At 70.6% G+C, this 12,971-nt stretch carries 13 protein-coding genes; 10 read left to right on the top strand and 3 right to left on the bottom strand.

What is annotated here, in order from left to right; translation table 11 throughout:
* Window positions 1-73: 73 nt before the first annotated feature.
* From ACGFIM_RS35255 to ACGFIM_RS35215, 9 genes are all read left to right on the top strand, one after another.
* Window positions 74-595 carry a hypothetical protein gene (locus ACGFIM_RS35255; protein ID WP_393209762.1) on the top strand — a complete coding sequence of 174 codons (522 nt, stop codon included), beginning with the start codon at window positions 74-76 and terminating at the stop codon, window positions 593-595.
* Window positions 596-810: 215 nt separating this feature from the next.
* Window positions 811-2,640, top strand: coding sequence for a phosphoenolpyruvate carboxykinase (GTP) (locus ACGFIM_RS35250; protein WP_393209760.1), 1,830 nt, complete (start codon window positions 811-813; stop codon window positions 2,638-2,640).
* Between the two features lie 471 nt (window positions 2,641-3,111).
* Window positions 3,112-4,050 carry a TIGR04222 domain-containing membrane protein gene (locus ACGFIM_RS35245; RefSeq protein WP_393209758.1) on the top strand — a complete coding sequence of 313 codons (939 nt, stop codon included), beginning with the start codon at window positions 3,112-3,114 and terminating at the stop codon, window positions 4,048-4,050.
* Between the two features lie 177 nt (window positions 4,051-4,227).
* The gene (locus tag ACGFIM_RS35240) at window positions 4,228-5,100 is read left to right on the top strand and encodes a TIGR04222 domain-containing membrane protein (protein ID WP_393209756.1); all 873 of its coding nucleotides are present in this window, start codon (window positions 4,228-4,230) and stop codon (window positions 5,098-5,100) included.
* The gene (locus tag ACGFIM_RS35235; protein WP_393209753.1) at window positions 5,100-5,939 is read left to right on the top strand and encodes a DUF692 family multinuclear iron-containing protein; all 840 of its coding nucleotides are present in this window, start codon (window positions 5,100-5,102) and stop codon (window positions 5,937-5,939) included. The genes ACGFIM_RS35240 and ACGFIM_RS35235 overlap by 1 nt, the downstream gene beginning before the upstream one ends.
* Window positions 5,936-6,349 (top strand): hypothetical protein, encoded by a 414-nt coding sequence (locus ACGFIM_RS35230; RefSeq protein WP_393209750.1) that lies wholly within the window; start codon window positions 5,936-5,938, stop codon window positions 6,347-6,349. Before ACGFIM_RS35235 ends, ACGFIM_RS35230 begins: the two co-directional genes overlap by 4 nt.
* Before the next feature lie 117 nt (window positions 6,350-6,466).
* Window positions 6,467-7,012, top strand: a complete 546-nt coding sequence (locus ACGFIM_RS35225) for a hypothetical protein (protein ID WP_393209747.1) — start codon at window positions 6,467-6,469, stop codon at window positions 7,010-7,012.
* A 47-nt stretch (window positions 7,013-7,059) separates the two neighbouring features.
* Window positions 7,060-7,821 carry an isoprenyl transferase gene (locus tag ACGFIM_RS35220; protein WP_364068809.1) on the top strand — a complete coding sequence of 254 codons (762 nt, stop codon included), beginning with the start codon at window positions 7,060-7,062 and terminating at the stop codon, window positions 7,819-7,821.
* Between the two features lie 206 nt (window positions 7,822-8,027).
* Window positions 8,028-9,347 (top strand): PhoH family protein, encoded by a 1,320-nt coding sequence (locus tag ACGFIM_RS35215; protein ID WP_393209744.1) that lies wholly within the window; start codon window positions 8,028-8,030, stop codon window positions 9,345-9,347.
* Here ACGFIM_RS35215 and ACGFIM_RS35210 read toward each other — a convergent pair whose 3' ends face one another.
* From ACGFIM_RS35210 to ACGFIM_RS35200, 3 genes are read right to left on the bottom strand one after another with little or no spacing between them, the layout of a single operon-like run.
* On the bottom strand, window positions 9,348-9,857 hold the full coding sequence (locus ACGFIM_RS35210) for a hypothetical protein (protein ID WP_393209741.1): 510 nt from the start codon (window positions 9,855-9,857) through the stop codon (window positions 9,348-9,350).
* Entirely contained in the window at window positions 9,854-11,293 is a 1,440-nt protein-coding gene (locus tag ACGFIM_RS35205; protein WP_393209739.1) for a sensor histidine kinase, read from the bottom strand. Before ACGFIM_RS35205 ends, ACGFIM_RS35210 begins: the two co-directional genes overlap by 4 nt.
* Window positions 11,290-11,964: a response regulator gene (locus ACGFIM_RS35200; RefSeq protein ID WP_393209736.1), complete on the bottom strand. Its 675-nt coding sequence runs from the start codon at window positions 11,962-11,964 to the stop codon at window positions 11,290-11,292. Before ACGFIM_RS35200 ends, ACGFIM_RS35205 begins: the two co-directional genes overlap by 4 nt.
* Window positions 11,965-12,317: 353 nt before the next feature.
* Here ACGFIM_RS35200 and ACGFIM_RS35195 point away from each other — a divergent pair, with 353 nt between their 5' ends.
* Window positions 12,318-12,941 (top strand): lytic transglycosylase domain-containing protein, encoded by a 624-nt coding sequence (locus ACGFIM_RS35195; RefSeq protein ID WP_393209734.1) that lies wholly within the window; start codon window positions 12,318-12,320, stop codon window positions 12,939-12,941.
* The last annotated feature ends 30 nt before the right edge of the window (window positions 12,942-12,971 follow it).

The raw sequence follows: 12,971 nt of genomic DNA, 5'->3' as shown, positions 1-12,971 counted from the left end.
TCGGTGGGGAGCCGCGGACGAGAGACGCTCGGCCTCCTGCTCGCGCGAGCCGCAAGCATGTAATGTTGATTACATGGCAACAGACGACGTGACGGCGCAGGTGCGCGGGTGGTTCGCCGGGCGGCTGCCCGACGGCTGGTTCACCGGCGCCCCCGAGATCATCATCGACCGCGAGGAGATCGCGGTCATCGGCACGCTCCCCGACCCGCCGCAGGACGTGCCCGAGGCCGAGCGGGCCGCGCTCATCGACGGCCTCGTCCGCCGCTTCAGGGAGGAGACCAGGGAGCGGCGCATCGAGATCGCCAGGGAGGCGGAGCACAAGTTCCGCCAGAAGGTGTCCTGGGGCGTGGTGTGCGGCGGCGAGACTGTGATGTTCACCACACTCTCCGTGCCCGTCATGACCCGCCTGCGCCAGGCCGAGCGCCAGGTTCTCGACACGCTCGTGGCCGCCGGCGTGGCGAGAAGCCGCAGCGACGCGCTCGCCTGGTGCGTACGGCTCGTCGGGCGACACACCGACACCTGGCTCGCAGATCTGCGAGAGGCGCTTCAGCATGTCGATCGCGTGCGCGCCGCGGGCCCCGACATCAATTCCTGAGACCCGCCAGCGGAAACGGGCCGACGAATGGACTAAACCACTCCGGAAATTGGTTTAGACCAGGGTGAATGGTTTGGACCACTGCCCGGAAAATCACTCTTTTAAATCTCCTCCGGTTGGGTAGGCTCCCCCAATCGTCAGGGCCGCTGCCTGCGGCGACGTCCTTGGACGACAGGTCTATGCCAATTGGCGTCAAAGCCGCTTCGTCGTTAATGATGACGTGGCCCTGGGAGAGTGGAGGAGTCAGCGTCGTGTCCGTTTCCGTAGAAGTAACCGCGCCTACCACCAATAAGAAATTGGCGTCGTGGGTGAACGAGATAGCCGCACTCACCCGGCCCGATCGCGTCCATTGGTGCGACGGGTCAGAGGAGGAGTGGACGCGGCTCACCAACCTTCTCGTCGAGCAGGGGACGTTCACGCGTCTCGCCGCCCGGCCCAACAGCTTCTACGCCAAGTCCGACCCCAGCGACGTGGCCAGGGTCGAGGACCGCACGTTCATCTGCTCCGAGCGCGAGGAGGACGCGGGGCCGACCAACAACTGGATCGCCCCCGACGAGATGCGCCGCACGTTCGGCGAGCTGTTCAAGGGCTGCATGCGCGGCAGGACCATGTACGTCGTCCCGTTCTGCATGGGCCCGCTCGGCGGCGAGATCTCCCAGCTCGGCGTCGAGATCACCGACTCCGCGTACGTCGCCGTCTCCATGCGCATCATGACCCGCATGGGCGACAGGGCGCTGCGGCTCATCGAGGAGCGCGGCGACTTCGTCAAGGCCGTGCACTCCGTGGGCGCTCCGCTCGAGCCCGGCCAGGAGGACGTGCCCTGGCCGTGCAACTCGACCAAGTACATCAGCCACTTCCCCGAGACCCGCGAGATCTGGTCCTACGGCTCCGGCTACGGCGGCAACGCGTTGCTCGGCAAGAAGTGCTACGCCTTGCGCATCGCCAGCGTCATGGCCCGCGACGAGGGCTGGCTCGCCGAGCACATGCTCATCCTGAAGCTCACCCCGCCGTCGGGCGAGGTCCGCTACATCGCCGCCGCCTTCCCGAGCGCCTGCGGCAAGACCAACCTCGCCATGCTGCAGCCGACCATCCCCGGCTGGAAGGTCGAGACGATCGGCGACGACATCGCCTGGATGCGCTTCGGCGAGGACGGCCGCCTCTACGCGATCAACCCGGAGGCCGGCTTCTTCGGCGTCGCGCCCGGCACCGGCGAGACCACCAACGCCAACGCGGTCAAGACGCTCTGGGGCAACAGCATCTTCACCAACGTCGCTTTGACCGACGACGGCGACGTCTGGTGGGAGGGGCTGACCGAGAAGCCGCCCGCGCACCTGATCGACTGGCGCGGCCGCGACTGGACGCCCGACAGCGACGAGCCCGCCGCCCACCCGAACGCCCGCTTCACCACCCCTGCCTCCCAGTGCCCCACCATCGCACCGGAGTGGCAGGACCCCAAGGGCGTGCCCATCTCGGCGATCCTCTTCGGCGGCCGGCGCGCCACCGCCGTGCCGCTGGTGACGGAGTCGCTGAGCTGGCAGCACGGCGTCTTCCTCGGAGCCAACGTCGCCTCCGAGAAGACCGCCGCCGCCGAGGGCAAGGTCGGCGAGCTGCGCTACGACCCGTTCGCGATGCTGCCGTTCTGCGGCTACAACATGGGCGACTACTTCGGCCACTGGCTGGAGATCGGCCGCCGACCCGGAGCCAGGCTGCCGCGCATCTACTACGTCAACTGGTTCCGCAAGAACGCCGAAGGCCGGTTCATATGGCCGGGCTTCGGGGAGAACAGCCGGGTGCTCAAGTGGATCGTGGAGCGCCTCAACGGCGAGGCCAAGGCCGTGCCCACGCCGATCGGGCTGCTGCCCGCCGACCTCGACACCGAGGGCCTGGACCTGTCCGAGGAGGACCTGCGCACGCTGCTGACCGTCGACAAGGACGTCTGGCGCGAGGAGGCTGCGCTGATCCCGGCCCACTTCGAGAAGTTCGGCGATCACCTGCCCAAGGAGCTGTGGGACGAGTACCACGCCCTGCTCGATCGCCTCGGCTGATTCCGGTTCCCGGCAGGGGCCCCGCCGCTGAGGCGCACCCTGCCGGGACCACGAACGGCGCCGGCCGCCTCGCAACGGCCGGCGCCGTTCGCGTGCCCGGGGCGACGACGCCGGGCCTGCCCCATGACGCGGCGCGCGCCGAACCCGGAACGGCGGCCCGGCTCCGCGTGTGCCGGGTGGCGGGCCGGTTTCGTGCGTGCTGGGCGGCGGGCCGGGCTCGCGTCATGTGCCGTGACTCGGTGCGCGCCCCGCTGCCGGGCCGCGTGCCTTCCCTCCGGTCACACGGCTTGCTCTTCGTCGCAGAAGCGGGCGGACGGTGGCGACGAAAGCAAGGACGAAAGCAAGGACGAAAGCAAGAAGGTGGCGAGCTAAAGGAGCAAAACCCCCGTTGGGCCGGACGAGCCTCTTACCGTGCAAAGCAGGAGTCATGTCAGGACATGGCGCCGATCGACCGCACGAGGGAGGTCGTTCATGAACGTGTTCCTGCTGCTCGCCGCGGTGGCCGTCGCAATCGTCGCCGCCGCCGCGGCGGCCGCCCGGTGGAGGATCGCGCACACGGGGGCTCGCGCCGCATCCGCCTATCGGGACCTGGGCTGCTACGAGCTGGGGTACCTGGCGGGAGGCCCCGGCCGGGCCGCGGAGACCGTGATCGCGCACCTGGTGAGCACCGGCGCGGCGCGCCTGTCCAGCGGCGGGCGCGTGCACAAGGTCAAGGCGAGCCGGACCGCGGGCGATCCCGTGGAGGAGGCCGTCGCCGGAGTCGTCGCACGCCGGTCCGGGCTGACGGTGGCCGCGCTGAAGGCGGAGGTGGCGCGCAGCGTCGCCGTCGGCGAGCTCGGCAAGAACCTGGCGCAGGAGGGGCTGCTGCTGGCGGACCGGCCCAGGGCGTGGTTGCGCGGGTGGACCCGCCTGCTGCTCTGGGCGGGGGTGGCGGCGCTCGCGGGCTTCGTCGTCACGCTGGTGAGCCTGTTCGGCGGGCCCGGCACGTACGGACTGATCGCCCTGCTCGTCTTCGGGGGCACCGCCGTGGCCGCGGGGATCGCGCTCCGCGGCCACCGGCGGTACATGCGGGCCCCGCTCACCCCGTCGGGCCGTGCGGCCCTGGCGGCGGCGCGGCGAGCTGACGACGCCCGCGACGAGCCCGTGTCCATTGCGCTCAACGGCGTGAACGCGGTGCGCGACACCCGGCTGCGCGTGGAGCTCAGGCGGACGCCGCCGCGGCCGCGCAGGGTCAGTTCGGGCCGGCGGGCCGGCGGGTTCGCCCGTAGCCGGTACCAGGGCGCCGGCTACGGCGTCGTGCCCTACAGCGTCACGAGCATGCCCGGGAGGGGCGCCTGCGGCGGCGGTTCGTCGAGCTGCGGCGGTGGGGGCGGCTGCGGTGGCGGCGGCTGCGGCGGTGGTGGCGGCTGATCGCGGCACAGGCGCGGATCGCGGCGGAGGCTGCTGGTCACGGCAACGGGTGCGGATTGCGGCGGAGGGCGCTGGTCGCGGCAAGAGGGTGGATTGCGGCGGAAAGTGTCGATTGCGCCGCGTGGCGCGGGCGCCCGCTGGGAATGATGTTGATCGACCGCACGAGGGAGGTCGTCCATGAACCTGTTCTTACTCCTGACCGCAGTGGCGCTGGCGCTCGTCGCCGCCGCGGCGGCCGCCGCCAGGTGGCGGATCGCGCACGGGGGTTCCGCCGCCCGGTCCGGCCATCGGAAGCTGGACGTCTACGAGCTGGCGTACCTGGTGGGCGGCCCTGAACGCACCGCGGAGACGGCGATCGTCGGCCTGGTGAGCACCGGCGCGGTCCGCCTCGCGGACGGCGGGCACGTCGAGGAGGTCAGAGCCGGCGGCATCGGCCGTAAGCCCGTCGAAGAGGCCGTCGCCGGACTGATCGCAGAACGGTCGGGGCTGACGGTGGGCACGCTCGAAATGGAGGCGGCCCACAGCTCGGCCGTCCATACGCTCGGCCGGGAGCTCACGGACGAGGGACTGCTCCTGGCGGACGAGCCGAGGGCGCGGCTGCGCCGGTGGGCCCGCCTGCTGCGCTGGACGGGGGCGGCGGCGCTCGCGGGCTTCGTCGTCACGCTGCTCAGGCTGTCCGGCGCGCCCGGCACGTACGGACTGATCGCCCTTGTCGTCTTCGGGGGCACCGCCGTGGCCGCAGGGGTCGCGCTGTGGAACCACGGACGCTACATGCGGGCCCCGCTCACCCCGTCGGGCCGTGCGGCACTGGCGGCGGCGCGGGAGGCGGAGCAGGGTTCCGGCGGAGAACTGCCGGCGGTCGCGCTCAGGGGCATCGGCGCGCTGCCCGGCAGTGTCGTGAGCCGGGAGCTCCCGCGGTCGCGGCGCAAGGAACGACGGCGGCGGCGTACCGCCCGCAGGCTCCTCATCAGCGGCGGCAACGGCTACACCTACGGCGGCTACGAGTACCGCCACACCCACACCCGCAGCCACTTCGGCGTGAAGGCGTGATGATCGGGGGAGCGGAGGCCGCCATGGATCGGCTGGGCGTGGGGATCGGCTGGCGGCCGGAGCTGGACCTGACGATCGAGCGCATGGAGGGCGTCGGCTTCGTCGAAGTGGTCGCGGAGAACGTCTGGCCGGCCGGCCTGCCGGAGTCCTTGGTGAGGCTGCGCGAGAGGGGCCTGCCGGTGATCCCGCACGGCGTCTCGCTCGGGATCGGCGACGCCGAGCCGCCCGACCCCGCCCGGCTCGCCCACCTGGCCGCCTGCGCGGAGGCCTTGGGGTCGCCGCTGGTCAGTGAGCATCTGGCGTTCGTACGCGGCGGCGGCATCGAGGCGGGGCATCTGCTGCCGGTGCCGCGCACCCGCGACGCGCTGCGGGTCGTCATCGAGAACGTGCGCCGCGCCCAGGACGCCCTGCCCGTGCCGCTCGCCCTGGAGAACGTCGCCGCCATCTTCGGCTGGCCCGACGACGAGCTGACCGAGGCGCAGTTCCTGGCCGAGCTGGTGGAGGCCACGGACGTGGGGCTGCTCATCGACGTGGCCAACCTCTACAACAACGAGGTCAACCTGGGCCTGCCCGCCGTGGCGGCGCTGGACGTCCTGCCGCTGGACCACCTCACGTACGTGCACGTCGGCGGCGGCTACGAGGCCCACGGGATCTGGCACGACACCCACACCACGCGGGCCCCGCAGGCGGTGCTCGACCTGCTGACCGAGCTGTGCGCGCGCACCACCCCGCCCGGGGTGCTGCTGGAATGGGACGACGACTACCCGAGCGACGCCGTGCTGGCCGATGAGCTGGCCAGGATCAGGACGGCGATGGCCGCGGCAGGAGCCCGCCGATGACCCCGCGCCGGCCCGCCGTGAAGCCCCCGCAGGACGAGCAGGCGGCGGACGCGGCGCGGGCGGCGCTGGCGGAGCGGCAGGGGCGCGTGGTGGCGGCGCTCGTGGCCGGGGGCGAGCCGCCGCCCGGGTTCGACCGGGAACGGATGCGGGTCCAGGCGCACAGCCTGCTGGCCAAGCGGCGCGCCATCGTGGCCAAACTCCGCCCGGACGCGGCCGAGGCGGCGGGCCCCGACCTCGCGGCCGAGTTCGCCGCGTACGCGCAGGCCAGGGCCGAGCCCCCGCCGGGCTACCGTGCCGACGCCGGCGACTTCGCCGCCTGGCTCAGGGCGCGCGGCAGGACGTTCCCCGAGGACGAGCGGAGCAGGCCGTGGTGGTCCCGCCTGCCCGGCCTGCGCGGCCGCGCGTCCTGACAGGCGCACACGTGGTCCGGCGGGCCTCCGCCGGAAACCGGCGCACACGCCGGCCCGCCGTCCATCGGAGCAGGTGAGGGCGGGTTTAGCAGGCATTCCCCCGGAAATCGTGAGGGGATGGGAGGACTACGTTGTGTCGACGGCTCGTACCTGACCGTCACTCCTGTCGCGTGCACCGACAGCGTCGGCACGCCGTACGAGGTCACCCTTGAGCTGCACCGCGACGGCACGCCCTACGGCAGCGTGGGCGAGCGCTGCGGCTGGTTCCTGGCCCGGCTGGCGCGGGGCGTCGAGGAGGCCCGCGCGGGCCGGGGTGCGGCGCGCAAGTGGGCGGACCCCGACGACCGATTCCCGGGCGACGGGCCCGACGGCGAGCTGTTCTCCTTCCGCTACCGCACCAGGCGCGGCCTGCCGGGCGGCGAGCTGCGCTGCCAGCTCAGGACGATCCCGGTCTGGCAGGCGGGGCGGGGGGAGTGGCGGCTGACCCGCAGGGCGTACGTCGAGGCGTGGGCGGCTTCGGGCGTCGGCGCGCGGGCGGTGCTGACCTCGTCGGAGCTGTCGGCGTTCGTGCGCGAGCTGCTGAATGAGGCGGAAGGGTGCATGGCAGGTAGAGATATGGTGAGGAATCGAAGGGACGGAGCAGGCACGGGCGTTTCGCGGTGATAATTGCCTGTTAGGGCATGAAAGACCGAACGCTGAGGAGGCGCTCCGTGGGCCTGCGCGATCTGGTCTACCGGCTGTACGAACGCCGGCTGGAGGCCAAGCTGTCGAAGGACAGCATCCCTCGGCACGTCGGAGTCATCATCGACGGCAACCGCCGGTGGGCTCGTGCCATGGGCTTCCAGGACGTCTCCTCGGGCCACCGCAAGGGCGCCGACAAGATCTCTGAGCTGCTCACCTGGTGCCGCGACACCGGCGTCGAGGTGGTCACGGTCTGGATGCTCTCCAACGACAACCTCAACCGGCCCAAGGAGGAGCTGGAGCCGCTGCTGCGCATCATCGAGGACGTGACGCAGGAGCTGGTGGCCGAGGGCTGGCGGATCATCCCGGTCGGCGCGCTCGACCTGCTCCCCGACCGCACGGCGAATGTCCTGAAGAACGCAAAAGAAGCGTCATCACACCGTCCCGGCCTGATTGTGAACGTTGCAGTTGGGTATGGAGGAAGGCGTGAGATTGCCGATGCGGTGCGCTCACTGCTCCAAGAGCACGCGAGCAAGGGAGCGAGCATCGAGGACCTCGTCGAGGTGCTCGATGTGGAGCACATCGCGGAGCATCTTTACACTCGCGGCCAGCCCGACCCGGACCTCCTCATCCGGACCTCGGGCGAGCAGCGCCTGTCCGGCTTCATGCTCTGGCAGAGCGCTCATTCTGAGTTCTACTTCCACGAGGCCTACTGGCCGGACTTCCGCAAGGTCGATTTCCTTCGGGCGCTGCGCGACTACGCTGCGAGACACCGACGTTACGGTTCTTAACGCGACAATCGGGTATCTAGGACGTAACGTTGGAAATGTCCGGTCACAGGTCGGACATTTCGGAGAGGGCCCGCCTTTGCACCATCACTTGCCGAGGGGGCCGGACTCCGGCGCCGACGGCGAAGAGCGGTCGGGGACGCGGGTCCGGTCCGATTCCCACCTCGTCTGCAGGGTGCCCGCGCCGACGGGCGCCCGGGGGAGAACGTGTGGCAGTGTCCTCGAGCAACCCTAAGAACCAGCAGGCCAAGCGCACGTACGTGCTGGACACTTCGGTCCTGCTGGCCGACCCGGCGGCCATGACCAGGTTCGCCGAGCACGACGTCGTCCTTCCGATCGTGGTCATCACGGAGCTGGAAGGTAAGCGCCACCATCCGGAACTCGGCTACTTCGCGAGGAAGGCCCTTCGCTACCTCGACGACCTGCGTGTCCAGTACGGCAGGCTGGACGAGCCGATGCCCACGGGGGACGGCACGATCAGGGTTGAGCTCAACCACAGCGACCCATCCATCTTGCCCGCGGGATTCCGTCTGGGCGACAACGACACGCGCATCCTCACCGTGGCCCGCTCGCTGGCCAGCGAGGGCTGCGACGTCGTCCTCGTCTCCAAGGACCTGCCGATGCGGGTCAAGGCCGCCTCGATCGGCCTCGCGGCCGAGGAGTACCGCGCCGAGCTGGTGCACGAGTCGGGCTGGACGGGCATGGCCGAGATCCAGGTGACCGCCGAGGACGTCGAGACGCTCTTCGAGGCGGGCACCGCGGACCTGGAGGAGGCCAGAGAGCTGCCCACGCACACCGGCCTGCGGCTGCTGTCGGCCAAGGGCTCGGCGCTCGGCCGGGTGCAGCCGGACAAGTCCGTACGGCTGGTGCGCGGCGACCGCGAGGTCTTCGGCCTGCACGGCCGCTCCGCCGAGCAGCGCGTCGCGCTCGAACTGCTGATGGACCCGGAGATCGGCATCGTGTCGCTGGGCGGCAGGGCCGGCACCGGCAAGTCGGCGCTGGCGCTGTGCGCGGGTCTCGAGGCCGTCCTGGAGCGCCGCCAGCACCGCAAGGTCGTCGTCTTCCGCCCGATCTACGCGGTCGGCGGGCAGGAGCTCGGCTACCTGCCCGGCACCGAGGGCGAGAAGATGGGCCCGTGGGCGCAGGCGGTCTACGACACGCTCGGCGCGATCACCTCGCCGGAGGTGATCGAGGAGGTGCTGGATCGGGGCATGCTGGAGGTGCTGCCGCTCACGCACATCCGCGGCCGGTCGCTGCACGACGCGTTCGTGATCGTGGACGAGGCCCAGTCGCTCGAGCGCGGGGTGCTGCTCACCGTGCTGAGCCGCATCGGCGCCAACTCGCGGGTGGTGCTCACCCACGACGTGGCCCAGCGCGACAACCTGCGGGTCGGCCGGCACGACGGCGTGGTCGCGGTGGTGGAGAAGCTCAAGGGCCACCCGCTCTTCGCCCACGTCACGCTGACCAGGTCCGAGCGCTCGCCGATCGCCGCGCTGGTCACGGAGATGCTCGAAGACATCACCATGTGATCATTTCAGCTCGCCGCAGGTGAACCGCCCCTCGAGCTTCGGGGGGCGGTGCGGGTTCTCGCGTACGATCCTCACCTGCTCGAACGCCGCGTCCTGCTGCGCGGTGCACACGATCTGCGCGATGCCGATCTTGGTGAGCGTGCCTTCGCCGCTGATGTAGACGGTCAGCGTCGAGGTGCGCGGGAGCTGGATCTCGTCCCGCTGCGGTGGGTTGATGGAGTTCTTGGTCCGCAGGTACGTGAAGCCGCGCAGCGCGGTGTCCCGCCCGTCGAGCAGCGGTTTCCTGGAGGCGTCGAAGAGCGCGCCGAGCAGGCTGTCCACCGTGTCGTCCTCGACGTCGGCGGGCTCCAGCGTGAGCTTGCCGTCCCTGATGAGGTAGATGGTCTTGGACGGCGGCGGGATCTTCGCGGTGGGCGCGTTGCCGCGGTCCTCCACGTCGGTGGGAGAGATGCCGCAGGCCGCCGCCCCGGCCAGCAGGGTCGCGATGGCGAGGACACGGATGGTCTTCATGTGTGCGGTAGCCAGACGGTGAAGAGGGTGCCGGGGCTCTGAGGGCGTACGGAGATCGTGCCGCCGTGCAGCAGCACGTTCGAGCGGGCGATGGACAGGCCGAGCCCGCTGCCCTGGCTGCGGGCGCGACCGGCGCCCGCCTTGAAGAAGCGGTCGAAGACGTGCGGCAGTGCCTCGGGCGGGATGCCCTTGCCGTGGTCGCGCACCTTCACCTCCAGGCCGTTCTCCGTGGTCCTGGCGCTGACGATCACCGGGGGCGCGCCGTGCTTGAGCGCGTTGCCGACCAGGTTGGCCACGATGACGTCGAACCTGCTGGGATCGAGGTTGGCGGTCAGGCCCTGCGACGCCTTGACCGTCACCTGGTCGGTCCAGCCGCGCACCTCCAGGCAGTCGGCGATGCTGTCGGCCACGTTGACCGGCTCCAGGTTGAGCGTGGCGGTGCCGGCGTCGAAGCGGCTGACCTCGATGAGGTGCTCGACCAGCTCGCGCAGCCGTTCGACCTCCCTGAGCACCAGCCTGACGGCCTCGGCGGGCGCTTCGGGCAGGTGCTCGGCCTCCTCCGAGAGCACGTCGGCCACGGCCGTCATCGCGGTCAGCGGCGTGCGCAGCTCGTGGGAGACGTCGGCGACGAACCGGCGCGACATGGCCTCGAGCGAGCGCAGCTCGGCCACGCTCAGCTCCAGCGCGGCCGCGGCGTCGTTGAACCTGGCGGTCAGCCCGGCCAGCTCGTCGTGGCCGTGCACGGGCAGGCGGGTGTCCAGCCTGCCCTCGCCGAGGGCCTTGGCGGCGGCGCTGAGCCGGCGCACCGGCAGCAGCACCTGGCGGGCCGACAGCAGCGCCACGACCAGCGCGATGACCACGATGACGAGGCTGGTCCTGGTCAGCGTGTTGCGCAGGGTGGCGAGCTGGGCCTCGTCGTCGTGCATGGGGAAGAACGCGAAGGCGCGCAGGCCCGTCGGCTCGGGCACGCCGGAGTTCTCCCGGTAGACCTCGGCGCCGACGATGAGGTACAGGTCGCCGTGGATGTACTTGCGCTGGGTGACGACGCTCTGCTTGGCCCGGCCGTACAGCTCGTTGGGCACGTCGCTCATCGACAGCGGGCCCTCGACGGCGAGCATGTTGCCGTACTCGACGAACACGCTGCGTCCGGGACCGCTGAGCGCGTGCGCGACGCGTTCGAGGTCGCGCTGGGTGGGCGGGGCCTCGCCCGGCCTGAGCTTGCCGACGGGGAAGGTGATGCCGCTCAGCTCCCTGGTCACCAGGTCGAGCGCGGTGGCCTCGGCCCTGGTGACGAGCGCGGTCTTGGCCAGCTCGTACCCGATGGTCGCGACGAGCAGGGCCGCGCCGACGGCGACGAGGGTGAAGGTGATGACCAGGCGGCCGCGCAGCCCGGTGGGCCGGAGCAGCCGGGGGAGCCGGCGGAGCAGGGGGATCACGGCGGGCTGAAGCGGTAGCCGAAGCCGCGCACCGTGTGGATGAAGACGGGTTCGCCCGGCTTGGGCTCGATCTTCGCCCTGATGCGCTGCACGCAGGCGTCCACCAGGCGCGAGTCGGCGATGTGGGTGTGATCCCAGACGGCGCGCAGCAGGTAGCGGCGGTTGAGCACCTGCCCGGGGTGGCGGACGAGCTCCAGCAGCAGCCGCAGCTCGGTCGGCGTCAGGTGGATCTCCTTGCCGGACAGCGTGACCTTCAGCGCGCCCCGGTCGATCACGAGCTCGCCGAACGTGATGCGGTCGGAGGCGGCCGACTCGGCCCTGCGCAGCACGGCGCGGATGCGGGCGTCGAGGACGCGCGGCTCGACCGGCTTGACCACGTAGTCGTCGGCGCCCGCTTCGAGTCCCACCACGATGTCCAGGTCGTCGCCGCGCGCGGTGAGCAGGATGACGGGGAGCTGGTCGAGCTTGCGGACGCGGCGGCACACCTCGATGCCGTCGATGCCGGGCAGCATGACGTCGAGGATGGCGATCTCGGGACGGCGGGCTCTGATGTGGTCGAGAGCCTCCTCGCCCGTCGCGTACGACGTGACGGAGTGTCCCTGCCTGGTCAGCGCCAGCTCGAGAGCCGTGCGCACCGAGGGATCGTCTTCTACAAGGAGGATGCCAGCCACGCGCACATTATTATTCCACGTCCTGATTGCACGGGTTGTGTCACCGAACTGTGACATGTTCTCTACAAGATCAATAAGAAGCGCACCCTGGTTCAATGCGCCCTTCAGCTCGCGGCGGCGATCTGTCCGCTAGATGACTCCCATGTGACCAAGGTCACAATATTTCGGAAATCGTGAGCCAACCTGGTGGTTGGTGAAATTTACGGCAAGCAATTCCCCTGTTTCGGTTGCGGAGCACCCCCTAGGACAGGGCAAGCTCATCCATCGTGAGCCCCGGTCCGAAGCTGAAAGAGCGCCCTCCGAAGGAAGACCTTCCGCCGAGGCGCCGGTCTTCGCGCATCACCCCCAAGCGGGTGGTCATCACCGTGGTCTCGCTGGCCGTCGTCGCAGGCGGTGGCGGCTTCGTCGCCTACCGCGCCGTGCAGAACGCCAACGAGACCAAGCCCTCCTTCACCGTGGAGGACCTCGGCCGTCTGGCCAGCGGCGACCTCTACGCCCCCGACCCCAAGGCGGACCTGCTCAAGGCCGAGGCCGAGCAGGCGTACCGGGCCGACCAGCTCAAGAAGAAGAGGTCGGGCGCGGCGGGCAAGGACCTCGACTGGATCATCCCCAAGCGCGCCCCCGGCGGCGACGGCTTCCCCGCCCAGAACTTCCCGCCGGGCAGCACCCCCTCGCCGGGCTCCAACAAGGCCACCGCGAAGCAGATGCTGGCCGCGTTCGGGTTCGGCCAGGACCAGTGGGGCTGCCTGGAGCGGCTCTGGCAGAAGGAGAGCGGCTGGAACGAGCGGGCGATGAACCGCTACTCCGGCGCGTACGGCATCCCGCAGGCCCTGCCGGGCAGCAAGATGGCCAGCGCGGGCAGCGACTGGCAGATCAACGCCGCCACCCAGATCAAGTGGGGTCTCGGCTACATCAAGGGCCGCTACGGGTCGCCCTGCGCCGCATGGGGCCACTCTCAGTCCCGGGGTTGGTATTAACGGGTCAACTTTCCTTCTCCAATCGGCAAG

The organism is Nonomuraea sp. NPDC049309 (genome assembly GCF_043196965.1).
Taxonomy (GTDB): Bacteria; Actinomycetota; Actinomycetes; order Streptosporangiales; family Streptosporangiaceae; genus Nonomuraea; species Nonomuraea fastidiosa.
This window is presented reverse-complemented; position numbering and strand designations above follow the sequence as displayed.